Source organism: Pseudomonas sp. 22515 (genome assembly GCF_052044625.1).
Lineage (GTDB): Bacteria > Pseudomonadota > Gammaproteobacteria > Pseudomonadales > Pseudomonadaceae > Aquipseudomonas > Aquipseudomonas alloputida.
The window spans coordinates 61,240-82,706 of record NZ_JBQENN010000007.1; the positions used below are offsets into that span (position 1 = coordinate 61,240).

Annotated in this window: 22 protein-coding genes; 11 read left to right on the forward strand and 11 right to left on the reverse strand. The window is 62.2% G+C overall.

Annotated features, from left to right (window positions below):
* Positions 1 to 31 precede the first annotated feature (31 nt).
* The 4 genes from tauD to tauA are packed head-to-tail and all read right to left on the reverse strand — an operon-like array spanning position 32 to position 3,523.
* Positions 32 to 865 (reverse strand): taurine dioxygenase, encoded by an 834-nt coding sequence (tauD, locus tag ACTJJN_RS08880; RefSeq protein ID WP_019750185.1) that lies wholly within the window; start codon positions 863 to 865, stop codon positions 32 to 34.
* Positions 866 to 913: 48 nt separating this feature from the next.
* Positions 914 to 1,753: a taurine ABC transporter permease TauC gene (tauC, locus tag ACTJJN_RS08885; protein ID WP_014755027.1), complete on the reverse strand. Its 840-nt coding sequence runs from the start codon at positions 1,751 to 1,753 to the stop codon at positions 914 to 916.
* Complete coding sequence (tauB, locus tag ACTJJN_RS08890) at positions 1,750 to 2,538, reverse strand: taurine ABC transporter ATP-binding subunit (protein WP_011953208.1); 789 nt, start codon at positions 2,536 to 2,538, stop codon at positions 1,750 to 1,752. The genes tauC and tauB overlap by 4 nt, the downstream gene beginning before the upstream one ends.
* Before the next feature lie 13 nt (positions 2,539 to 2,551).
* Entirely contained in the window at positions 2,552 to 3,523 is a 972-nt protein-coding gene (tauA, locus tag ACTJJN_RS08895; RefSeq protein WP_003255840.1) for a taurine ABC transporter substrate-binding protein, read from the reverse strand.
* A 518-nt stretch (positions 3,524 to 4,041) separates the two neighbouring features.
* On the opposite strand from tauA, the gene ACTJJN_RS08900 reads away from it, so the two are divergent.
* From ACTJJN_RS08900 to ACTJJN_RS08935, 8 genes are all read left to right on the forward strand, one after another.
* Complete coding sequence (locus ACTJJN_RS08900; protein WP_011953209.1) at positions 4,042 to 5,382, forward strand: OprD family porin; 1,341 nt, start codon at positions 4,042 to 4,044, stop codon at positions 5,380 to 5,382.
* 165 nt (positions 5,383 to 5,547) lie between these two features.
* On the forward strand, positions 5,548 to 6,186 hold the full coding sequence (locus tag ACTJJN_RS08905; RefSeq protein ID WP_003255836.1) for a peroxiredoxin: 639 nt from the start codon (positions 5,548 to 5,550) through the stop codon (positions 6,184 to 6,186).
* 218 nt (positions 6,187 to 6,404) lie between these two features.
* Positions 6,405 to 6,998 (forward strand): NADPH-dependent FMN reductase, encoded by a 594-nt coding sequence (ssuE, locus tag ACTJJN_RS08910; protein ID WP_003255835.1) that lies wholly within the window; start codon positions 6,405 to 6,407, stop codon positions 6,996 to 6,998.
* Between the two features lie 85 nt (positions 6,999 to 7,083).
* Complete coding sequence (locus ACTJJN_RS08915; RefSeq protein WP_010951615.1) at positions 7,084 to 8,049, forward strand: sulfonate ABC transporter substrate-binding protein; 966 nt, start codon at positions 7,084 to 7,086, stop codon at positions 8,047 to 8,049.
* A gap of 59 nt (positions 8,050 to 8,108) precedes the next feature.
* A complete protein-coding gene (ssuD, locus tag ACTJJN_RS08920; protein ID WP_011953210.1) occupies positions 8,109 to 9,257 on the forward strand; it encodes an FMNH2-dependent alkanesulfonate monooxygenase in 1,149 nt (382 codons plus the stop codon).
* 10 nt (positions 9,258 to 9,267) lie between these two features.
* The gene (gene ssuC, locus ACTJJN_RS08925; RefSeq protein ID WP_003255831.1) at positions 9,268 to 10,065 is read left to right on the forward strand and encodes an aliphatic sulfonate ABC transporter permease SsuC; all 798 of its coding nucleotides are present in this window, start codon (positions 9,268 to 9,270) and stop codon (positions 10,063 to 10,065) included.
* On the forward strand, positions 10,062 to 10,874 hold the full coding sequence (ssuB, locus tag ACTJJN_RS08930; RefSeq protein WP_003255830.1) for an aliphatic sulfonates ABC transporter ATP-binding protein: 813 nt from the start codon (positions 10,062 to 10,064) through the stop codon (positions 10,872 to 10,874). The genes ssuC and ssuB overlap by 4 nt, the downstream gene beginning before the upstream one ends.
* Before the next feature lie 27 nt (positions 10,875 to 10,901).
* Entirely contained in the window at positions 10,902 to 11,117 is a 216-nt protein-coding gene (locus tag ACTJJN_RS08935; RefSeq protein WP_003255829.1) for a TOBE domain-containing protein, read from the forward strand.
* 86 nt (positions 11,118 to 11,203) lie between these two features.
* On the opposite strand, the gene ACTJJN_RS08940 is transcribed toward ACTJJN_RS08935, so the two are convergent.
* The 4 genes from ACTJJN_RS08940 to ACTJJN_RS08955 all read right to left on the reverse strand — a co-directional run bounded on the left by ACTJJN_RS08940 (position 11,204) and on the right by ACTJJN_RS08955 (position 16,274).
* The gene (locus ACTJJN_RS08940; RefSeq protein ID WP_011953211.1) at positions 11,204 to 11,836 is read right to left on the reverse strand and encodes a TetR/AcrR family transcriptional regulator; all 633 of its coding nucleotides are present in this window, start codon (positions 11,834 to 11,836) and stop codon (positions 11,204 to 11,206) included.
* Positions 11,836 to 13,413 carry a glutamate--cysteine ligase gene (gshA, locus tag ACTJJN_RS08945; protein ID WP_029611781.1) on the reverse strand — a complete coding sequence of 526 codons (1,578 nt, stop codon included), beginning with the start codon at positions 13,411 to 13,413 and terminating at the stop codon, positions 11,836 to 11,838. The genes ACTJJN_RS08940 and gshA overlap by 1 nt, the downstream gene beginning before the upstream one ends.
* A gap of 153 nt (positions 13,414 to 13,566) precedes the next feature.
* Positions 13,567 to 13,950, reverse strand: a complete 384-nt coding sequence (locus tag ACTJJN_RS08950; protein ID WP_440781205.1) for a PaaI family thioesterase — start codon at positions 13,948 to 13,950, stop codon at positions 13,567 to 13,569.
* Positions 13,950 to 16,274, reverse strand: a complete 2,325-nt coding sequence (locus ACTJJN_RS08955) for a Tex family protein (protein ID WP_088513472.1) — start codon at positions 16,272 to 16,274, stop codon at positions 13,950 to 13,952. Before ACTJJN_RS08955 ends, ACTJJN_RS08950 begins: the two co-directional genes overlap by 1 nt.
* 217 nt (positions 16,275 to 16,491) lie before the next feature.
* On the opposite strand from ACTJJN_RS08955, the gene ompR reads away from it, so the two are divergent.
* Together ompR and ACTJJN_RS08965 are read left to right on the forward strand one after the other, a co-directional pair.
* Positions 16,492 to 17,232 carry an osmolarity response regulator transcription factor OmpR gene (gene ompR / locus ACTJJN_RS08960; RefSeq protein ID WP_003255821.1) on the forward strand — a complete coding sequence of 247 codons (741 nt, stop codon included), beginning with the start codon at positions 16,492 to 16,494 and terminating at the stop codon, positions 17,230 to 17,232.
* 13 nt (positions 17,233 to 17,245) lie between these two features.
* Entirely contained in the window at positions 17,246 to 18,559 is a 1,314-nt protein-coding gene (locus tag ACTJJN_RS08965) for an ATP-binding protein (protein ID WP_003255819.1), read from the forward strand.
* Positions 18,560 to 18,656: 97 nt separating this feature from the next.
* Here ACTJJN_RS08965 and rimK read toward each other — a convergent pair whose 3' ends face one another.
* Positions 18,657 to 19,562, reverse strand: coding sequence for a 30S ribosomal protein S6--L-glutamate ligase (gene rimK / locus ACTJJN_RS08970; protein ID WP_003255817.1), 906 nt, complete (start codon positions 19,560 to 19,562; stop codon positions 18,657 to 18,659).
* Positions 19,559 to 20,041: a retropepsin-like aspartic endopeptidase RimB gene (gene rimB, locus ACTJJN_RS08975; protein ID WP_004576370.1), complete on the reverse strand. Its 483-nt coding sequence runs from the start codon at positions 20,039 to 20,041 to the stop codon at positions 19,559 to 19,561. The genes rimK and rimB overlap by 4 nt, the downstream gene beginning before the upstream one ends.
* A 109-nt stretch (positions 20,042 to 20,150) precedes the next feature.
* Here rimB and ACTJJN_RS08980 point away from each other — a divergent pair, with 109 nt between their 5' ends.
* Entirely contained in the window at positions 20,151 to 20,552 is a 402-nt protein-coding gene (locus ACTJJN_RS08980) for an RNA-binding S4 domain-containing protein (protein ID WP_003255812.1), read from the forward strand.
* Positions 20,553 to 20,579: 27 nt separating this feature from the next.
* On the opposite strand, the gene ACTJJN_RS08985 is transcribed toward ACTJJN_RS08980, so the two are convergent.
* A complete protein-coding gene (locus ACTJJN_RS08985; protein WP_004576368.1) occupies positions 20,580 to 21,374 on the reverse strand; it encodes a phosphatase PAP2 family protein in 795 nt (264 codons plus the stop codon).
* Positions 21,375 to 21,467: the final 93 nt, after the last annotated feature.

A 21,467-nucleotide genomic window follows, 5' to 3' on the forward strand; every position in this document is an offset into this window, starting at 1 on the left:
CAAGCCCGCGAAGAGGCCAGACAGGCAACCGCTAGAAAGGTGCATCCCCAAGGATGGTCGCCCGGTGCATCACCCGCCGGTTCGGCCGGTAGTCATCCACCGCAAAATGCTGGGTCACGCGGTTGTCCCAGAACGCCACGTCATGCTCCTGCCAACGCCAGCGAATGCTGAACTCCGGTCGCGTCGCATGGGCGAACAGCAGCCTCAGCAGCGCATCGCTTTCCAGTTCGCTCAGTTCATTGATGCGTGTAGTGAACCCTTCATTGACGAACAACGCCTTGCGCCCGCTCACCGGATGCGTGCGCACCACCGGGTGCGACAGCGGTGGGTTGTTGCGCCGGGTGGCCTCCCAGCGCGTCAGGTCTTCCGGCGTGGTGCCAAAGCGCTCCAGCGGGAACGACTTGGTGAAGTCGTGGGTAGCGGTCAGCCCGCCCAGCATTTCACGCAGCGGCGCCGACAAGGCCTCGAAGGCCGCAATGCCGCTGGCCCAAAGGGTATCGCCACCGTAAGCAGGCAATTGCTTGGCGCTGAGTACCGCGCCCAGTGCCGGGGTCGGCAAAAAGGTCACGTCGGTGTGCCACACGGCGTTGTCGCGCACATCGGTAACCGCCGTGTCGAGCACCAGCACCTGCGGGGTGTCCGGCACGTTGGGGTAAATCGGGTGGATGTGCAGGTCGCCGAAGCGTGCGGCAAAGCGCGCCTGCTGTTCCGGGTTGATCGGCTGGTCGCGGAGGAACAGCACCTGGTGCTGGAGCAGTGCCTGTTCGATGGCATCGCGCTCTTCTGCGCTGATATCGCGGCTGATGTCCACGCCGCTGATCTGGGCGCCGAGTGCTGGGCTTAGGGGAGTGATGGTCAGGCTCATGTCGGTCTCTTCAATCGGGCGCCAGTGTGCTGGCGTGGACAATGGAATTCAGTGAATCTGCCCATGCCAGGGCACCAGCTTGCGTTGCAGGGCACGCAGGCTCATTTCCAGAGCGAAGGCGATCAGGGCGATCAGCAGGATGCCCAGCACCACCACGTCGGTGACCAGAAACTGCGCCGCCGATTGCACCATGAAGCCCAGGCCGCTGGTGGCGGCGATCAGTTCGGCAGCCACCAGGGTCGACCAGCCGACCCCCAGGCCAATGCGGATGCCGGTAAGGATGTCAGGCAATGCACTGGGCAAAATGACGTGGCGGATCAGTTGGGCCTTGCTTGCGCCCAGCGACTGCGCCGCGCGCAGCTTGGCCGGATCTACCGTGCGCACACCGGTGGCTGTGGCAATGGCGATGGGGGCGAAGATTGCCAGGTAGATCAGCAGCACTTTCGACAACTCGCCGATACCGCACCAGATGACGATCAGCGGCAGGTAGGCCAGCGGCGGGATGGGCCGGTAGAACTCGATCAGCGGGTCGAGAATGCCGCGGGCTACGCGGTTGTAGCCGATAGCGATGCCGACGGGTATTGCGGTCAGGGTCGCAGCCACCAGCGCCAGGCCGATGCGGCCCAGGCTTGCGCTCAGGTGCTGCCCCAGGCTGGCATCCATGTAGCCTTGGGTCAGCAAGGTCCATGCCTTGGCCAGGATGTCGCCGGGCGAGGGCAGGAACAGGGGCTCTACCCAACCGGCAGCCGTCACCAGCCACCAGGCCAGTAGCAGGCTGGCCAGGGTCAGGGTGCTGATCCAGCGGGTGGACAGTGGGTGGCGTAGCGTGGCGGCTGGCCGGGTTTGGGTGTTGTGTTTGCCGGCGACCGGCAGGTCCAGGCTGCTCATGCGCGCTCCTGCAGGCTTTGGCGTTGGGAAAACACCCGCGCCAGCACATGCTCGCGGGTTTCGATGAAGGCTGGATCGGACTTGATGGCCCGGGCCGATTCGCCAGCGGCATAGCGCTGGCCGAAGTTCAGCTGCAGGCGTTCCACTACGCGTCCCGGGTTGGGCGCCAGCAGTACCAGTTCGCTGGCGAGGAACACCGCTTCTTCGATGTCGTGGGTAATCAGGAACACCGGCTTGGCGGTGCGTTGCCAAACTTGCAATAGCAGCTCTTGCATCTGCTCACGGGTGAAGGCATCGAGGGCACCGAACGGTTCATCCATCAGCAGTACCCGAGGGGCAGCCGCCAGCGCCCGGGCAAGGCCCACGCGCTGCTTCTGGCCACCGGACAATTGCCAGATACGCCGTTCGCCGAAGCCATCGAGGTCGACCAGGGTGAGCATTTCGCGGGCCTTGGCCTCACGCTGGGCGCGGGGTACGCCAGCCAGTTCGAGGCCGAAGGCGACGTTGCCCAGCACGTTCTGCCATGGCAGCAGGGCATCGTCCTGGAACACCACGCCGCGTTCTGCACCGGGGCCCTGCACCGGCACACCATCGAGGGTGATGTCACCGCCACTGGGGGCGACGAAGCCGGCGATCAGGTTGAGCAGTGAGGTCTTGCCGCTGCCGGAAGGCCCCAGGGCCACCAGCAGTTGGCGTGGTCCCAGGCTCAGGTTGATGTCGGCCAGCACCGGGGTGCTGGCGCCTGGGTACTGTGCGCTGATGCGCTCCAGCTCGAGCAAGGCCATGACGGGCTCCGGATCAGTTTGGAAGGAACTTGGCGCTGACGTACGGCGAGTAGTCCGGCAGCACTGCTTCGACTTTGCCTTGCTGCTTGAGGAAGTTGGCGGTGTCCGTCAGCGCTTGGGTGGTCGGCGCGCCCAGGGCGTTGGCCTGGTCAGCGGCCAGCGGGTAGACGTTGCCCTCCAGCAGCACCGGGATGTCGCTGGCCTTGGCACCGGACAGCTTCACCAGCTTGTCTACGTTGCCCTTGTCGGCCAGCCAGGCTTTCGGGTCCTTGCGGTAGTCGGCGTAGGCATCGAGGGTGACTTTGGCAAAGGCCTTGACCACATCAGGGTGTTTCTCGGCGAAGTCCTTGCGCACGATCCAGGCATCGAAGGTAGGCGCGCCTTTCTGGGCCAGTTCGCCGGAGGTGATCAGGACCTTGCCGTTTTCCTTGGCCACGCCCAGGGCCGGGTCCCACACGTAGGTCGCATCGATGTCGCCGCGCTTCCAGGCGGCAATGATGGCCGGCGGCGCCAGGTTGAGGATCTGTACCTTGGAAGGGTCGATATTCCAGCTTTTCAGTGCGGCAAGCAGGCTGTAATGCCCGGTGGACACGAACGGGACGGCGACCTTCTTGCCGATCAGGTCTTGCGGCGACTTGATGCTGTCACGGGCCACCAACGCTTCACCCGCGCCAATCTGGGTGGCGATGAGGAAGGTTTCAACCGGCAGCTTGCGGGTGGCGGCAGCGGCCAGCGGGCTGGAGCCCAGGTAGCCGATCTGCACGTCGCCGCTGGCCACGGCAGTGATCACGTCTGCGCCGTTATCAAATTTGCGCCAGTCGATGCTGGCCTTGCTGGCTTTTTCGTAGTCGCCATCGACCTGTGCCACTTTGGCCGGGTCGACAGTGGTCTGGTAGGCCACTGTCAGGTCGGCTGCCTGGGCCAACCAGCTGGTGCTGGCGAGGGTCAGGGCGGCGAACAGGCGCAGCGGAGCGTGCGGGATCATGGTTGAACCTCTCGTCAGGCAAGTCGGGTTGGATGACGAGAAGGCTAAATGATCTAAGAAAATTAAAATAAATAACTTTTTTGCATTAGCTTAGGAGCCAAACGCTTTAAAGCCAGGCGTTTCGCAGGCGAACAAGGGGTGAGTGCGCCATGACCCGTGGCGAAATCAGCGAGGCGTGCGAGGCGTTCTAGGCCCGATAGAACGATTTGGCATTAGGTTATGAGCAAACGTTTGCAAATAACCAAAAGTTATTAAACGAGTCGTAGCTACAACGAATTGCAGTAAAGGTTTCTAATATATTCCTTAAAAGTCTTACAAATTCATAAAACGGTCATTTTGGATTTATAGGATTGTCATTATCCTGTAGCGCAGGTGGCGTCTTAGACCAAAGTCGCGAAACGTTTAGAAACGATTGACTTAATAGTCACGCTTTGGGACTAAATCGCCCATCCCGGTGAGCGGGGCATCAGACCCCTCCGCCAGAGATACACAAAAATTAGAACGTAGAGGAGCAAAACATGTACAAGTCCAGCCTGGCTCTGGCCGTGGCACTGGGGGTTCTCGCCCAACAAGCAGGCGCTGCCGGTTTCGTTGAGGACAGCAAACTGTCGCTCAGCTCGCGCACCATGTACTTCAACAACGACAACCGTGAAGATCACGCAAGACCTGGTGCGGAGCGCCCGGATCAGCGTGAGTCGGGCCAGGGCTTCAAGCTCGACTACATCTCGGGCTTTACCCAAGGCACCGTAGGCTTCGGTGTTGATGCCCAAGCGCTGTGGGGTATTCACCTGGATGGTGGCGAGGGTTACCACAAGTCCGGCTTCTTCCCGGATGACGGCAAAGGTTCTGCAGCCCAGTGGGCTCGTTTCGGTGCCAATGCCAAGGCGCGCTTCTCCAAGACCGAAGCGCATTTCGGTAGCGCGCTCGCACCGAACCTGCCGATCCTGGTTTCCAACGATGGTCGTCTGCTGCCACAAACCTTCGAGGGTGGCACCATCCAGTCGAAGGAAATCGATAACCTGACCATCAACGCGGGTCAGCTGACCCACGCCATGGGCCGTGCTTCGAGCAACCGTACCGGTCTGTCTGTCGCCGGTTCCAATGCCGAGAGCAACAAGTTCCGCTATGGTGGCCTGGACTACAAGCTCACTCCAGACCTGACCCTGCAGTACTACTACTCGAACCTGGAAGACTTCTACAAGCAGCACTTCCTGGGCGCGACCCACGTGTTCAAGATCGCTGACGACCAGTCGTTCAAGACCGACCTGCGCTACTTCGACAGCAGCAGCGACGGCAAGAATGGCAACGACAGCGCTTACAACTTCAACAACAACGGTGGCTACGCCAAAAACACCGGCGAGATCGACAACAAGACCTGGTCCGCCATGTTCACCTATACCTTGGGTGGCCACGCGCTGATGCTCGGTCACCAGCAAGTGGGTGACGACGGTGGCTTCGTATGGTTGAACCAGGGCAGCCTGAGCAACGACAGCGGCACCTCGGAAGGTGCTGGCGGCTCCAGCTTCTACCTGTTCACCGACAGCATGATCAACCAGTTCGCCCGTGCTGGTGAAAACACCACCTTCGGTCAGTACTCCTATGACTTCGCGGCGCTGGGTGTGCCAGGCCTGAAGGCATCGGTTGCTTACCTGCGTGGTGACGATATCCGCAACAAGTCGGGCAGCGGTACCTACAATGAATGGGAACGCGATGCGCGCATCGACTACACCCTCCAGGAAGGTGCCCTCAAAGGCTTGGGCTTCAGCCTGCGCCAAGGCGTGTACCGTGGTGCCGGTGAGAGCAGTGCCGACCAGGATCAGGCTCGCTTCATCGTGAACTACACTTACAGCTTCCTGTAAGTCGTAGCCACAAAGAAAGCCTCGCCTAGTGCGAGGCTTTTTTGTGCCTGCTAGTTCGTATGCGTTATGGTTATAAATAAATCGTTATTTATTCTTTTTATTTTTAACTGAATGCAGGCAAATTGAGCCCATACGGTACAGAACCCAGCCCAGGAGCCGCAGCCCATGAGCCTCAAACTCGGCGATATCGCCCCCGATTTCGAACAGGATTCCAGCGAAGGCAAGATCCGCTTCCACGAGTGGCTGGGCAACAGCTGGGGGGTGTTGTTCTCCCACCCGGCCGACTTCACCCCGGTGTGCACCACCGAGTTGGGCCTGACCGCCAAGCTGAAGGACGAATTTGCCAAGCGCGGGGTCAAGGCCATCGCCCTGTCGGTGGACCCGGTCGACTCGCATCACAAGTGGATCGATGACATCAACGAAACACAGAATACCGTGGTCAACTTCCCGATCATTGCTGACGCTGACCGCAAAGTGTCCGACCTTTACGACCTGATCCACCCGAACGCCAGCGACACCCTGACCGTGCGCTCGCTGTTCATCATCGACCCGAATAAAAAGGTGCGCCTGACCATTACCTACCCGGCCAGTACCGGGCGCAACTTCAACGAAATTCTGCGGGTGATCGACTCGCTGCAGCTGACCGACAACCACAAGGTTGCCACACCGGGTAACTGGCAGGACGGCGATGAAGTGGTGATCGTGCCTTCGCTCAAAGACGAGGAGGAGATCAAGCAGCGCTTCCCCAAAGGTTACCGGGCGGTCAAACCCTATCTGCGCCTGACCCCTCAACCCAATCGTTAATGGATTCCTCGTTGCATTGCTCTTAGCCAAGCAGGGATTTTCGGGCCGTTTCGACGGCCCTTTTTTATGCCTGTAAAAAACGGTGGGAGCGGGCGCGCCCGCGAGGAGGTCTTTATGGGTAAAGACAATAATGGAATAAACAAATGAAAAAATATGATTTCTAGATATATGTAGCAGCTGTTAATGTCTCCTCCAACAGAACACAAGGAAGCGCAGCAATGCTGGTCGTCTCAATCGGTGGTAGCCCAAGTCTCCGTTCACGCTCCGGCGTGCTGCTCGAGCGTTCGCGCCAGTGGCTGCAGGATCGCGGCGTTGAAGTGGTGACATTCCAGGTGCGTGACTTTCCCGCCGAAGACCTGCTGCATGCCCGCTTCGACAGCCCGCATGTGCAACACTTTCAGCAGCTGGTGGCCCAGGCCGATGGCCTGATCGTCTCCACCCCGGTGTACAAGGCTTCGTTTTCCGGTGCCCTGAAAACCTTGCTTGACCTGCTGCCCGAGCGCGCCCTGGCCCACAAGATCGTGTTGCCCATCGCCACTGGCGGCAGCATCGCCCACATGCTGGCGGTGGATTACGCATTGAAGCCGGTGCTGTCGGCACTCAAGGCACAAGAGACCCTGCAAGGGATCTTTGCCGACGACAGCCAGGTGGCTTACGCAGAAGGTACAAAGCCCGCGCAGTTGGTACAGGCGCTGGAAGAACGCCTGCACGACTCGCTGGAAACCTTCCACGTCGCCCTGGCCCGTCGGCCGCGCCCCGTGGCCCCTGGCGTACTGAACGAACGTCTGATCAGCGCTCGCTGGAGCATCTGAACGGCATTACCCGCTTCACCACCTTACTCGCCCGTTAACGAGGCAAGCAGGTGCAACCCGAACCCCATTCGCACAGGAGAGCGCCATGCGCACAGTCTTCTTGCGTCGTGGTCTGGTCGCCCTGTTTGCGGCGGCTGTGTCCTTCGGCGCCATTACCCAAGCCCAGGCCGAGAGCCTGCGTATCGGTTACCAGAAATACGGCACCTTGGTGCTGCTCAAGGCCAAGGGCACGCTGGAGAAGCGTCTGGCCGAGCAGGGAGTACAGGTGCAATGGACCGAATTCCCCGGCGGCCCGCAGCTGCTTGAAGGGCTGAACGTCGGCTCCATCGATTTCGGCGTAACCGGCGAGACGCCTCCTGTGTTCGCTCAGGCCGCTGGCGCCGACCTGCTCTACGTGGCCTACGAGCCGCCAGCGCCGCACAGCGAAGCGATCCTGGTGCCCAAGGGCTCGCCGATCCAGTCGGTGAAGGACCTCAAGGGTAAAAAGGTCGTCCTCAACAAAGGCTCCAACGTGCACTACCTGCTGGTCCGCGCCCTGGAAGACGCCGGCCTCAAGTACAGCGACATCCAGCCTGTCTACCTGCCGCCAGCCGACGCCCGCGCCGCCTTCGAGCGCGGCAGCGTGGATGCCTGGGTGATCTGGGACCCTTACCAGGCCGCCGCCGAGCAGCAGCTGCAAGCGCGCACCCTGCGTGACGGCAAGGGCCTGGTCGACAACCACCAGTTCTACCTCGCCACCCGCAACTATGCGACACAGCACCCAGCGGTGATCAACACCGTGATCGAGGAAGTGCGCGCCGTGGGTGAATGGTCCCAGGCCAACCCGCAGGAGGTGACCGACCAGGTTGCCCCGCTGCTCGGCCTGCCTGCCGGCATCACCCTGACCTCTGTCAAACGCCAAGGCTACGGCGCTGCGCCGCTGACCCCAGAGGTGGTGGCCGCGCAACAGAAGATCGCCGACACCTTCCAGGCGCTCAAGCTGATACCCAAGCCGCTGAGCATCAAGGACGTGATCTGGACACCCCCTGCCAAAGTCGCTAGCGCGCCTTGATTGACTGCCAGTGCCGGGGCGCCGCTCCGGCTAGAGCCACCCTTGAGGAGACGACTCCAATGAGCCTTAACATTTTCTGGTTCCTCCCCACCCACGGTGACGGCAAGTACCTGGGCACTTCCGAAGGCGCACGTGCGGTCGACCACGGTTACCTGCAGCAGATCGCGCAGGCTGCTGACCGCCTTGGTTTTGGTGGGGTGCTGATCCCGACCGGGCGTTCCTGCGAGGACTCCTGGCTGGTGGCCGCGTCGCTGATCCCCGTGACCCAGCGCCTGAAGTTCCTTGTAGCCCTGCGCCCGGGCATCATTTCGCCGACCGTGGCAGCACGTCAGGCGGCCACCCTCGATCGCTTGTCCAATGGCCGTGCGCTATTCAACCTGGTGACCGGTGGTGATCCGGACGAGCTGGCGGGTGACGGCCTGCACCTGAACCACCAGGAGCGCTACGAAGCCTCGGTCGAGTTCACCCGTATCTGGCGCAAGGTGCTGGAAGGCGAAAACGTCGATTACGACGGTAAGCACATCCAGGTAAAAGGCGCCAAGCTGCTCTACCCGCCGATTCAGCAACCACGCCCATCGCTGTATTTCGGCGGCTCGTCCGAGGCCGCTCAGGACCTGGCGGCCGAGCAGGTCGAGCTGTACCTGACCTGGGGCGAGCCACCGGCAGCCGTTGCCGAGAAGATCGCACAGGTGCGCGAAAAAGCGGCTGCTCAAGGGCGCGAAGTACGCTTCGGTATCCGCCTGCACGTGATCGTGCGGGAAACCAACGAAGAGGCTTGGGCCGCTGCCGAGCGCCTGATCTCGCACCTTGACGATGACACCATCTCCCGCGCCCAGGCCTCGCTGGCGCGTTTCGATTCGGTGGGCCAGCAACGCATGGCTGCCCTGCACGGCGGCAACCGCGACAACCTGGAGGTCAGCCCCAACCTGTGGGCAGGTGTTGGCCTGGTACGTGGCGGGGCGGGCACCGCACTGGTGGGCGATGGCCCCACCGTGGCAGCACGGGTTAAGGAATATGCCGACTTGGGTATCGATACCTTCATCTTCTCGGGTTATCCACACCTGGAAGAGTCTTACCGCGTGGCGGAGCTGCTGTTCCCGCACCTTGATGTGCAGCGCCCAGAGCAGCCGAAAACCGGTGGTTATGTAAGCCCGTTCGGCGAAATGGTGGCCAACGACATCCTGCCCAAATCTGTGTCGCAGAGCTGAGGGCCTGGCCATGAGTCGTGCAACTTCTTCCAACCTGACCCAGCGCCTGGCGCCGTGGGCGCTGCCAGTGCTGCTGTTGGCCATATGGCAACTGGCGGTCAGCGCTGGCTGGCTGTCGACGCGTATCCTGCCGGCACCTAGCGCAGTGGTAAGCGCGGGCGTCGAGCTGGTGCGCAGCGGCGAAATCTGGACCCACCTGGCCATCAGCGGCTGGCGTGCAGGCCTGGGCTTTGTCATCGGCGGCAGCATCGGCCTGGTACTGGGCTTCATCACCGGCTTGTCGAATTGGGGGGAACGCCTGCTCGACAGCTCGGTACAGATGATCCGCAACGTGCCGCACCTTGCGCTCATACCGCTGGTGATTCTGTGGTTCGGTATCGACGAGTCGGCAAAGATCTTTCTGGTCGCACTGGGCACGTTGTTCCCGATCTACCTGAACACCTACCACGGCATTCGCAACGTTGACCCAGCGTTGGTGGAAATGGCGCGCAGTTACGGCTTGTCCGGCTTCGGCCTGTTCCGCCAGGTGATCCTGCCGGGGGCGCTGCCTTCGATCCTGGTGGGCGTGCGTTTCGCCTTGGGCTTCATGTGGCTGACGCTGATTGTTGCCGAAACCATTTCGGCCAACGCTGGCATTGGTTACCTGGCAATGAATGCTCGCGAATTTCTTCAGACCGACGTGGTAGTGCTGGCCATCGTCCTGTATGCCGTACTCGGCAAGCTTGCCGACCTTGCGGCCCGAGGCCTGGAGCGTGTGTGGCTGCGCTGGCACCCGGCCTATCAAGTTGCCAGGAAGGAGGGCGCATGACCGTGCTCAAGGAACAGCCACCACGCCTGCTGCGTGGCACCCCGCTGGCCTCCAAGGGCCTGCGCAAGACTTTTGGCCAACGCGAAGTTCTGAAGGGTATCGACCTGCACATTCCGGCCGGCCAGTTCGTGGCCATTGTCGGCCGCAGCGGCTGCGGCAAGAGCACTTTGCTGCGGCTGCTGGCCGGGCTGGACCAGCCCACCGCCGGGCAACTGCTGGCGGGTGCCGCGCCGCTGGAAGAGGCCCGTGAAGAAACCCGCCTGATGTTCCAGGACGCGCGGCTGCTGCCGTGGAAGAAGGTGATCGACAACGTTGGCCTTGGGCTGTCTGGTGACTGGCGACAGCGTGCGCTGGAGGCCTTGGATGCGGTTGGCCTGGCCGACCGCGCCAACGAATGGCCGGCGGCGCTCTCGGGAGGCCAGAAGCAGCGCGTGGCTTTGGCCCGAGCCTTGATTCACCAGCCCCGCCTGCTGCTGCTGGACGAGCCACTGGGGGCGCTGGATGCATTGACCCGCATCGAGATGCAGCAACTGATCGAACGCCTGTGGCGTCAGCACGGCTTCACTGTGCTGCTGGTGACCCACGACGTCAGCGAGGCGGTTGCCGTGGCTGACCGGGTGATCCTGATTGAGGACGGCGAGGTCGGGCTCGACCTCACTGTTGACCTGGCACGGCCCCGGGCGCGTGGTTCGCACCGTCTGGCCGCGCTGGAAAGCGAAGTGCTCAACCGTGTTCTGTCCACCCCGGGCACTGCGCCCGAGCCGGATCCTGTAGCCCCTCTGCCCACGCAACTGCGCTGGGCGCACTGAATCCCAAAAGCCAAAAGGAAGCAAACCATGACTATCAAAGCCATCAATGTTCGTAACCAGTTCAAAGGTACTGTGAAAGAAATCCTCGAAGGCCCGGTACTGTCGGAAATTGACGTGCAGACGGCTTCGGGTATCGTCACTTCGGTGATTACCACCCGTTCCGTGCGTGAGCTGGAGTTGCAAGTGGGCAGTGAAGTGATTGCCTTTGTGAAGTCGACTGAAGTGTCTATCGCCAAGCTGTGATGCGGCGGGTCGATATTGGGGCTGCTTTGCAGCCCTTCGCGGGCAAGCCCGCTCCCACNAAGGGCCGCCAAGCGGCCCCAGATTTCTCAGCGGGAACGCTTGGCCAGAAACGGCGGCAGGTACAACCCTAGATACGCCTCGAACACCCGCTTGCCTTCCTCGGCCATGCGCGGGGTGATCGCCTCGTGCAACTGCACCGACCGCGCATACACCCGGTCGCTCAATTCCATGGCCAAGGCAAACACGTCCACATCCAGTGGCATCACCGGCAGGTGAAAATGCTGGTCGAACAACGTGTGCATCAAGTCGCCCAGTTCCATGTCGTGCTGCCGGTCGGCCTGCACCACCTCGCTCAGGCCATGCTGCGCCAGGATCAACTGCCGCGCCGCTGCATCCTCGTGATAGATATCAAGCATGCGTTGTTCGATCAGCCGTGACAGTTCGTGCCAGGTGCTGAACGCGCTGCTGTCGATCGGAGCGCTCAGGGCTTCGCGAAACGCCCGGTGCACATCTGCAGTAAGTGCCTCCAGCAAGGCCGGCACGCTGGCGAAGAAGTGATACACCGACGAAGGCGGAATCTGCGCCCGCTCGGCCACGCTGTAGATAGACAGTGCTGCCACCCCTTGCTCGGCCAACAGCTCACGCGCAGCCGCCAGGATCGCCTCGATCCTGGCCTGGCTGCTGGCGCGCGGTTTGCGCGGGGTGGTGGTGCGGTTCATCAGCTGCTGATTGCCAGGATGCTGGCCTGGTAGGCGCCGACGAACAGGTCGAAATCACCGACTTCGTCTCGCTCCAGCTCGGACTGCCTGGCGAGCGACTCGCGGGCCAGCGTCTCGAATGCTTGCTGCTTTTCGTTGCTCAGCGGTTGCTCGCGGAAAGTCTCGGCGTGCACACGGCTCTGGCGCAGCGAGAACTGGACGAAACTCTCGTCATGCTCGGTCATGCGTGCCAGCACCTGGGCCGACGGGGTCAGCGAGGTGTCGTCGACCTTGGCCTGCTGCGCATCCAGGGCCTTGGCGTGCTCATCAGAACCTTGCGCCTGGTCGAGCAGATTGGCCAATTGGCGGATACGCTCGATCAGCTCGCTGGCCCAGTCTTTCAGGCTGATCGGCTGGCCATTGCGGTGCAACTCCAGGCCCGGACGACGACCTTCCTTAACCACGGTCAGGAAGTTGCTGGTGCACTGGCCGCACTCACCGTTGTCCAGTTGCGGGCTGTCTTCCAAGGCGCAGAACAGCAGGAATGCGTCGAGGAAGCGCGCCTCGGTCAGGTCGATACCGACCGGCAGAAACGGGTTGATGTCCAGGCAACGCACTTCCACATACTGCACGCCCCGCGAGGTCAGGGCCTGGATCGGCCGCTCGCCGGTGTAGGTGACGCGCTTGGGGCGGATGTTCGAGTAGTACTCGTTTTCGATCTGCAGAATGTTGGTGTTCAGCTGAACCCACTCGCCATCCACATGCGTGCCGATTTCAACGTAAGGCGGGTAGGGCGTGCCAACGGCCTTGCGCAGGCTGTCGGTGTAGCTGGCCAGGTTGTTGTAGCAGGGCGTCAGGCCGGCCTGGGCGTTGCTCTGGTAACCCAGGTCGCTCATGCGCAGGCTGGTGGCATAAGGCAGGAACAGGGTTTCGGCATCCAGCTCTTCGAGCTGGTGCGGGCGGCCACGCAGGAAGCCTTTGTCCAGGGCCGGCGAGGCGCCGAACAGGTACATCAGCAGCCAGCTGTAGCGGCGGAAGTTACGAATCAGCGCGATGTAGGCCGACGACTGGTAGTCGCGGTCATTTTCCGTACTGCCTTCGGCTTCGCGCAGCAGTGGCCAAAGCGCTTCGGGCAGCGAGAAGTTGTAATGAATACCGGCGATGCACTGCATGGTGCGGCCGTAACGCAGGGCCAGGCCCTTGCGGTAGACGTGTTTGAGCTTGCCGATATTCGAGCTGCCGTACTCGGCGATCGGGATGTCCTCCTCGGCCGGCAGCGTGCACGGCATCGACGGGCTCCACAAGTATTCGTCGCCCAGCTTGCTGTAGACGAAACGGTGGGTCTCTTCCAGGCTTTCGAGCACCTTGGCCGGATCGGCCAGGGCCGGGGTGATGAACTCCAGCAGCGACTCGGAATAGTCGGTGGTGATCTGCTCGTTGGTCAGCGCCGATCCCAGTGCTTCCGGGTGCGGGGTCTGGGCCAGGCGACCTTCATCGGTCACGCGCAGGCATTCGCGCTCAATACCGTGCAGGCACTGCTTGAGCAGGGGGAGATTGGCGCCGAGCAGGCTCAGGCGGCGGTTGAGGAGTTCGCTCAAGATGTATTCCTTCACGCGTCAGTCGCCCCAATATGGGGGTAGAGATAACGGTCTACAAGGGTAGGAAGAAAGGAACTGGCGTTGTCGCCTGGTTTACGCGGTTCCAGCAGTGCCAGCGCACTGCTGAAAATACCGCAGATACTGCTTGGTGAGCTAGAGAACCGCGAAGGTTCCTTGCGCTTTGGCCACCAGCTTGTCGCCCTGAACTACGTCGGCGTCGACCACCAGGGTGCGCCGCCCGGCGTGCAGCACGCGGGCGCTGCACAGCACTTCGCCGTCGCTGACGGCACGCATGTAGTTGATCTTGCACTCGATGGTGACGCTTTGCTGGTCAAAGCCATGGCTGGCCGAGCAGGCCAGGCCCATGGCGATATCCACCAGGCTGAAGATCGCCCCGCCGTGCAGCTTCTGGCCACGGTTGCGCAACTGGGGCTCCAGTGCCAGGGCTACCTCGGCAACACCTGTGTCCAGGTGTTGCAGGCGGCAGCCCAGCAGTTGGCTGAAGGCGCTTTCGACGTATTCGCGTGGTACGTCCATTACTTCTTCTTCAATTGCTTGGCGTTGGCGAACAGCGAGGCCATGGCATTGTTGGCCGGCGCAGCCGTGGCGGTTTCACGCTGGCGCGGTGCCTGCTGCTGGCGGCTGCCACCATTGCCGCGGTTACCACCGCGGTTGCCTTCGACCTTCTCGCCCGGGGTGTCGCTCATGCGCATGGACAGGCCGACGCGTTTGCGCGGGATGTCCACTTCCATGACCTTGACCTTGACCACATCGCCGGCCTTGACCGCTTCACGCGGGTCTTTGACGAACTTCTCCGACAGCGCCGAGATATGCACCAGGCCGTCCTGGTGCACGCCGATGTCGACGAAGGCACCGAAGTTGGTAACGTTGGTCACCACGCCTTCGAGGATCATGCCCGGTTCCAGGTCCTTGAGGTCTTCGACGCCGTCCTGGAAGGTGGCGGTCTTGAACTCCGGGCGCGGGTCGCGGCCGGGCTTGTCCAGCTCTTGCAGGATGTCGGTGACAGTTGGCAGGCCGAAGGTTTCGTCGGTGAACTTTTTCGGGTCCAGGCGCTTGAGGAAGCTGCTGTCACCAATCAGCGAGCGGATGTCGCGGTCGGTATCGGCAGCAATGCGCTGCACCAGCGGGTAAGCCTCAGGGTGCACCGCAGAGGCGTCCAGCGGGTTGTCGCCGTTCATCACACGCAGGAAGCCGGCGGCCTGCTCGAAGGTTTTCTCACCCAGGCGGCTGACCTTTTTCAGCGCTGCACGGGTAGCAAACGGGCCATTGGCATCGCGGTGGGCGACAATGTTCTGTGCCAGCGTGGCATTAAGGCCGGAGATGCGCGTCAGCAGTGCCACCGAAGCGGTGTTCACGTCCACGCCCACGGCGTTCACACAGTCCTCGACCACCGCGTCCAGGCCACGTGCCAGTTTCAGCTGGGACACGTCGTGCTGGTACTGGCCGACACCGATGGATTTCGGATCGATCTTCACCAGTTCGGCCAGCGGATCCTGCAGGCGGCGGGCGATCGACACGGCGCCGCGGATCGACACGTCCAGGTCCGGGAACTCGCGGGCGGCCAGTTCCGATGCCGAGTACACCGAAGCACCGGCTTCGGAGACCATGATCTTGGTGATTTTCAGGGCTGGATATTTCTTGACCAGCTCGGCCACCAGCTTGTCGCTTTCGCGGCTGGCGGTACCGTTGCCAATGGCGATCAGCTCCACCGAGTGTTTGGCGCACAGTGCGGCCATGATGGAAATGGTGCGGTCCCAGTCGTTCTTCGGCGCGTGCGGGTAGACCGTGGTGTGGTCCAGCAGCTTGCCGGTTGCGTCGACCACGGCGATCTTGCAGCCGGTGCGCAGGCCCGGGTCGAAGCCCAGGGTGGCGCGCGGGCCGGCCGGGGCGGCCAGCAGCAGATCGTGCAGGTTGTGGGCGAACACGTTGATCGCCTCGCCTTCGGCACTGTCGCGCAGCTCGCCGAACAGGTCGGTTTCCAGGTGGGTGTACAGCTTGACCTTCCAGGTCCAGCGCACCACTTCTCCCAGCCACTTGTCGGCGGGTCGGCTGCGGTTTTCGATGCCGACGTGGTTGCCGATCATCAGTTCGCATGGGTGCAGGGTGCCGGGCAGTTCTTCGCCGACCTTCAGCGAGACGCTCAACACGCCTTCGTTGCGCCCGCGGAAGATCGCCAGGGCACGGTGCGATGGCGCCGTGCGCAGCAGCTCGTCATGAGCGAAGTAGTCGCGGAACTTGGCGCCTTCCTCTTCCTTGCCAGCCACGACGCGGGCGCTGAGTACGGCTTCCTGCTTGAGGTAGCTGCGCAGCTTGTCGAGCAGGGCGGCGTCTTCGGCAAAACGCTCCATCAGGATGTATTTGGCGCCTTCCAGCGCGGCCTTCACGTCGGCCACGCCCTTTTCGATATTGACGAAGCGTGCGGCTTCGCTTTCCGGGGCCAGGGTCGGGTCGTTGAACAGGCCATCGGCCAGTTCGCCGAGGCCGGCTTCCAGGGCGATCTGGCCCTTGGTGCGGCGTTTCTGCTTGTAGGGCAGGTACAGGTCTTCGAGGCGGGTCTTGGTGTCGGCCAGCTTGATCTCGCGGGCCAGTTCCGGGGTCAGCTTGCCCTGTTCCTCGATGCTGGAAAGGATGCTGGCGCGACGCTCGTCGAGTTCGCGCAGGTAGCGCAGGCGCTCTTCCAGGTGGCGCAACTGAGTGTCGTCAAGGCTACCGGTCACTTCCTTGCGGTAGCGGGCGATGAAGGGCACGGTCGAGCCTTCGTCCAACAGGCTCACGGCCGCCTCGACCTGCTGCGGGCGTACGCCCAGTTCCTCGGCGATACGGCTGTTGATGCTGTCCATGTAAACCACCTGACATTTGTGAATACGGGGGTCGCCTGTGGGCTTTTTGCCCGGCGGCGCTGGATGAAAGCCGCGCATTATACCCATCGCAAACGGCTTGCGGTGATGGCGCCCGGCCAGCCGGAACTGGCGCCGGGGGAAAAATCTGCTAACAATGCTCACGCAACGTGCAGCAATGGCTACGCCATAATGCGCGGCGATATCAGAGGAGTTATTCATGACCGGCACGCCAAACACCGCTGAAGGTGACAAGATTCTCATCGTCGACGACGATCCGGGGCTTAGCAGCCTGCTGGAACGTTTCTTCACCAGCAAGGGCTACCGTGCCCGTGCGGTGCCCAACACCGAGCAAATGGATCGCCTGCTGCAGCGCGAGGTGTTCAACCTGGTGGTGCTCGACCTGATGCTGCCAGGCGAGGATGGCCTGTCCGCCTGCAAGCGCCTGCGCCAGCAGAACAACCAGATCCCGATCATCATGCTGACCGCCAAGGGCGACGAGCTCAGCCGCATCAAGGGCCTGGAGCTGGGCGCCGACGACTACCTGGGCAAACCGTTCAACCCGGACGAACTGATGGCCCGGGTCAAGGCGGTGCTGCGTCGCCAGGCGCCGAGCGTGCCGGGTGCGCCGGGCAGCGAAGACGAGTCGGTCACCTTCGGCGACTATGAGCTGTCGCTGGCCACCCGCGAGCTCAAGCGCGGCAACGAAGTGCACATGCTCACCACCGGCGAGTTCGCCGTGCTCAAGGCCCTGGTGATGCACGCCCGGGAGCCGTTGACCCGCGACAAGCTGATGAACCTGGCGCGCGGCCGAGAATGGGATGCGCTGGAGCGCTCCATCGATGTGCAGATCTCACGCCTGCGTCGCATGATCGAGCCGGACCCGTCCAAGCCGCGTTACATCCAGACCGTCTGGGGCGTCGGCTACGTGTTCGTACCGGACGGAAACGCCGGAAAATGATGCCTGAACGTCGATGAAAACACCGCTCTGGTTTCCGCAAAGTTTCTTCGCCCGCACCCTGTGGCTGGTGTTGATCGTCGTTCTGTTCTCCAAGGCGCTGACCCTGGTCTACCTGCTGATGAACGAGGACGTGCTGGTCGACCGTCAGTACAGCCATGGTGTAGCGCTGACCTTGCGCGCCTATTGGGCCGCCGACGAAGAAAACCGCGACAAGATCGCCGAGGCGGCAGGTCTTATCCGGGTGACCGGCTCGGGTGTGCCCGAAGGCGAGCAGCATTGGCCCTACAGTGAAATCTACCAACGGCAGATGCAGGCCGAGCTGGGTGACGACACCGAAGTGCGGCTGCGCATTCATGCACCGCCCGCGTTGTGGGTCAATGCGCCAAGCCTGGGTCCGGGTTGGCTGAAAGTGCCGCTGTACCCGCACCCATTGCGTGGGCAGAAGATCTGGAACGTGCTGGGCTGGTTCCTGGCCATTGGCTTGTTGTCCACAGCATCGGCGTGGATTTTTGTGCGTCAGCTCAACCAGCCGCTCAAACGCTTGGTGTTCGCCGCCCGCCAGCTTGGCCAGGGGCGCAGTGTGCGCCTGCCGATCAGCGATACCCCCAGCGAGATGACCGAGGTGTACAAGGCGTTCAACCAGATGGCCGAGGATGTCGAGCAGGCCGGGCGCGAGCGTGAGTTGATGCTGGCCGGGGTTTCCCACGACTTGCGCACGCCACTGACGCGCCTGCGTCTGTCGCTGTCCTTGCTGAACAGCGACAACGAGCTGAGCGATGACATGGTTCGCGATATCGAGGACATGGACGCGATTCTCGATCAGTTCCTGGCCTTCATCCGCGATGGGCGTGACGAGCCGGTGGAAGAGGTCGACCTTGCTGACTTGGTGCGTGAGGTGGTGGCTCCGTACAACCAGCCGGAAGAGCGTGTGCGCTTGTGCCTGGAGCCGATTCCACCGTTCCCGCTGCGCCGGGTTTCGCTCAAGCGCATGCTCGGCAACCTGATCGGCAACGCCCTGCACCATGCTGGCAAGGGGGTCGAGGTGGCTGCCTATGTATCAGGTGATGAGAGTGCGCCGTATGTGGTGCTCAGTGTGCTGGACCGGGGCACCGGTATTGACGAGTCGGAGCTGGAAACCATTTTCAACCCGTTCATTCGCGGTGACCGGGCGCGGGGCGGCAAGGGCACCGGGTTGGGGCTGGCGATCGTGAAGCGGATTGCTGCGCAACATGGCGGGAACGTGGAGTTGCGTAACCGGTCTGGCGGCGGGATCGAGGCGCGGGTCAGGTTGCCGCTGGGGCTGCTGCTGCCGCGTAATGCTGTGTGAGGCTCACTGGCCTCTTCGCGGTTAAAGCCGCTCCTACAGGGACTCTGCAATACCTGTGGCAGCGGCTTAGCCGCGAAGAGGCGGGCACAGGCTTGAATCAGCCTTTGCCCTTGGTCCGGGTCTGATTGGGCCCGCCATTCTTCTCCAGGTGCTCGATGATCATCCCGGCGACGTTCTTGCCGGTGGTGACTTCAATGCCCTCCAGCCCTGGCGACGAGTTTACCTCCATCACCAACGGCCCGTGGTTGGAACGCAGGATATCCACACCCGCCACGCTCAACCCCATCACCTTGGCCGCCCGGATGGCGGTGATGCGCTCTTCTGGGGTGATTTTTATCAGGCTGGCGACGCCACCCCGATGCAGGTTGGAGCGGAACTCGCCCGGTTTGGCCTGACGCTTCATCGAGGCAATTACTTTGTCGCCTACCACGAAGCATCGGATATCTGCGCCACCGGCCTCCTTGATGTATTCCTGAACCATGATGTTTTGCTTGAGGCCCATGAACGCTTCGATTACCGACTCGGCCGCCTGGGGGGTTTCGCACAGCACCACGCCAATGCCCTGGGTGCCTTCCAGTACCTTTATCACCAGCGGGGCACCGTTGACCATCTGGATCAAGTCGGGGATGTCATCCGGCGAGTGGGCGAAACCGGTGATCGGCAAGCCGATGCCGCGCCGCGACAACAGCTGCAACGAGCGCAGCTTGTCGCGCGAGCGGGCAATGGCTACCGACTCGTTGAGCGGGTAGACGCCCATCATTTCGAACTGGCGCAGCACCGCGCAGCCATAGAACGTAACCGAAGCACCTATGCGCGGGATCACGGCATCGAAGCCTTCCAGCGGCTTGCCGCGGTAGTGGATCTGCGGCTTGTGGCTGGCAATGTTCATGTAGGCCCGCAGGGTATCGATCACCACCATTTCGTGGCCACGCTGGGTACCGGCTTCGACCAGGCGGCGGGTGGAATACAGACGCGGATTGCGCGACAGCACAGCGATCTTCATGCAGCACCTGTGACAGGGGAAAGGGTGGCCGGGAAGGCCGGTTTGTCTTGTACGTATTTCAGGCCTGGGTTCACTACCAGCTGGCCGTGTATCAGGGCCTTGGAGCCAAGCAACAGGCGGTAGCGCATGTTCTTGCGGCAGGCCAGGGTGAACTCCACCTCCCACACACCATCACCCAGCGCCAGTGACGTGCGGATGACGTAGCGGGTCTGGGCGTGGCCGTTTGAGCTCTTGATGGTTTTCATGGTCACCAACGGTGCCTCGCAGCGGCGGTGGCGCAACTGCACCACCGAGCCCAGGTGCGCAGTGAAGCGAACCCAGGGCTGGCCGTCGCGCTCGAAGGGTTCCACTTCGGTGGCATGCAGGCTCGACGTACTGGCACCGGTGTCGATCTTGGCGCGCAGCCCGGCCACGCCGAGGTCAGGCAGGGCGACCCACTCGCGCAGGCCGATCACAGTCAAATGGTCAAATGTCTTCACGAAGCGCACCCTGCGAATGAGGTGGAGAACTTTAAGCACGGCGGGGACTTTTTGCATCCGTATGTGAAGGTAGTACAGTTCGATGAAAGACAGAATCCGAGGTAACGGGATGGCACAAAAAGCCGAAGACGACGACAAGGTTCGCCTGGACAAATGGTTGTGGGCGGCGCGCTTCTACAAGACGCGAGCGCTGGCCAAGGCGGCGATCGAGAGTGGCAAGGTGCATTGCCGGGGCGAGCGTTGCAAGCCGGGCAAAGAGCCGCGGGTGGGCGACGAGTTCGTGCTGCGTACCGGCTTCGATGAGCGCACGGTGGTGGTGAAGGCGCTGTCGGTGGTGCGTCGTGGTGCCCCAGAGGCGCAAGCGTTGTACGAGGAAACCGAAGAAAGTGTGCGTCGCCGTGAACAGGCGGCTGAGATGCGTAAGGCCGGGGCCATGGGCGTGACCACCGATGGCCGGCCGACCAAGAAGCAGCGGCGGCAGATTCACCAGCTGCATGGAAGTTACGATTGAATGGGGCTGCTGCGCAGCCCTAGGAATCTAGCGCAACACCGCCATTCGTCCGACCAACGGTAACGTGGACAGCAGCTTGAACAACGGCGCTGTCCAGCGCATCAACGCCTCGCTGCCTTTGGCCGCCAGGGGCGTGTAGTAGCTCCAGCCCAACGCCAGTACGGCCATCAGCAAGCCGCCGATGTAGTCGTCCTGCCCCCAGTGGGCACCGGCCACCAGGCGCGGCAGCATGAACAGCGCTGCGAGCCCCCAGACCACCAGGTATTGCACAAGGCGGCGGCTGAACACGCTCATGAACAGCGCCCAGATCAGCAGCACCGAGGCGTGATCACCCGGGAAACTTTTGCTGGAACGGTCCTTGAGTTCCCAGGCCGCCTCCAGGTTCGGGTAATAGTCACTCAGGTGCACGACGTCGTCGAAGATCATCGATGGGCTCTTGTGTTGCCACCCGGCTGCATCCACCCACTTGGAAAACAGCGCGCGAATCACCACTAAGAGGAGTAGCGTGACCAGAAAGCCGAAAAATGCCTGGCGAACCTGAGCGGCCTTGAACACCCAGTCACCACGAATGAGCACAGCGAGCAGGATCAGGCCGACGACGATGTCGAACGGGCGTAGGCTGCCGATGGTCCAGATGTAGCGCCAGGTGGTGCTATCGGCCAGCGGCGCGTTCAGGCTGCGGAACAGCCACTCGTCGAAAGTCAGGCACAGGATCTGGCCAAAAGGCCATAACCAGAAACACAGTAGAGCGATGGGAAGCAGCGTACAGGCTGCCAATGGCCCCCAGGACCACCTTGCTTGGAACAGTGGTCGATTGTCCATAAAATACCTCTATTGCAAACAGGAATCGGAGCGCCTTGTGAGCGCTCTGTCACGGGTTCTCGCCGATTCTCGACAACCCTTGTAACCATTTTG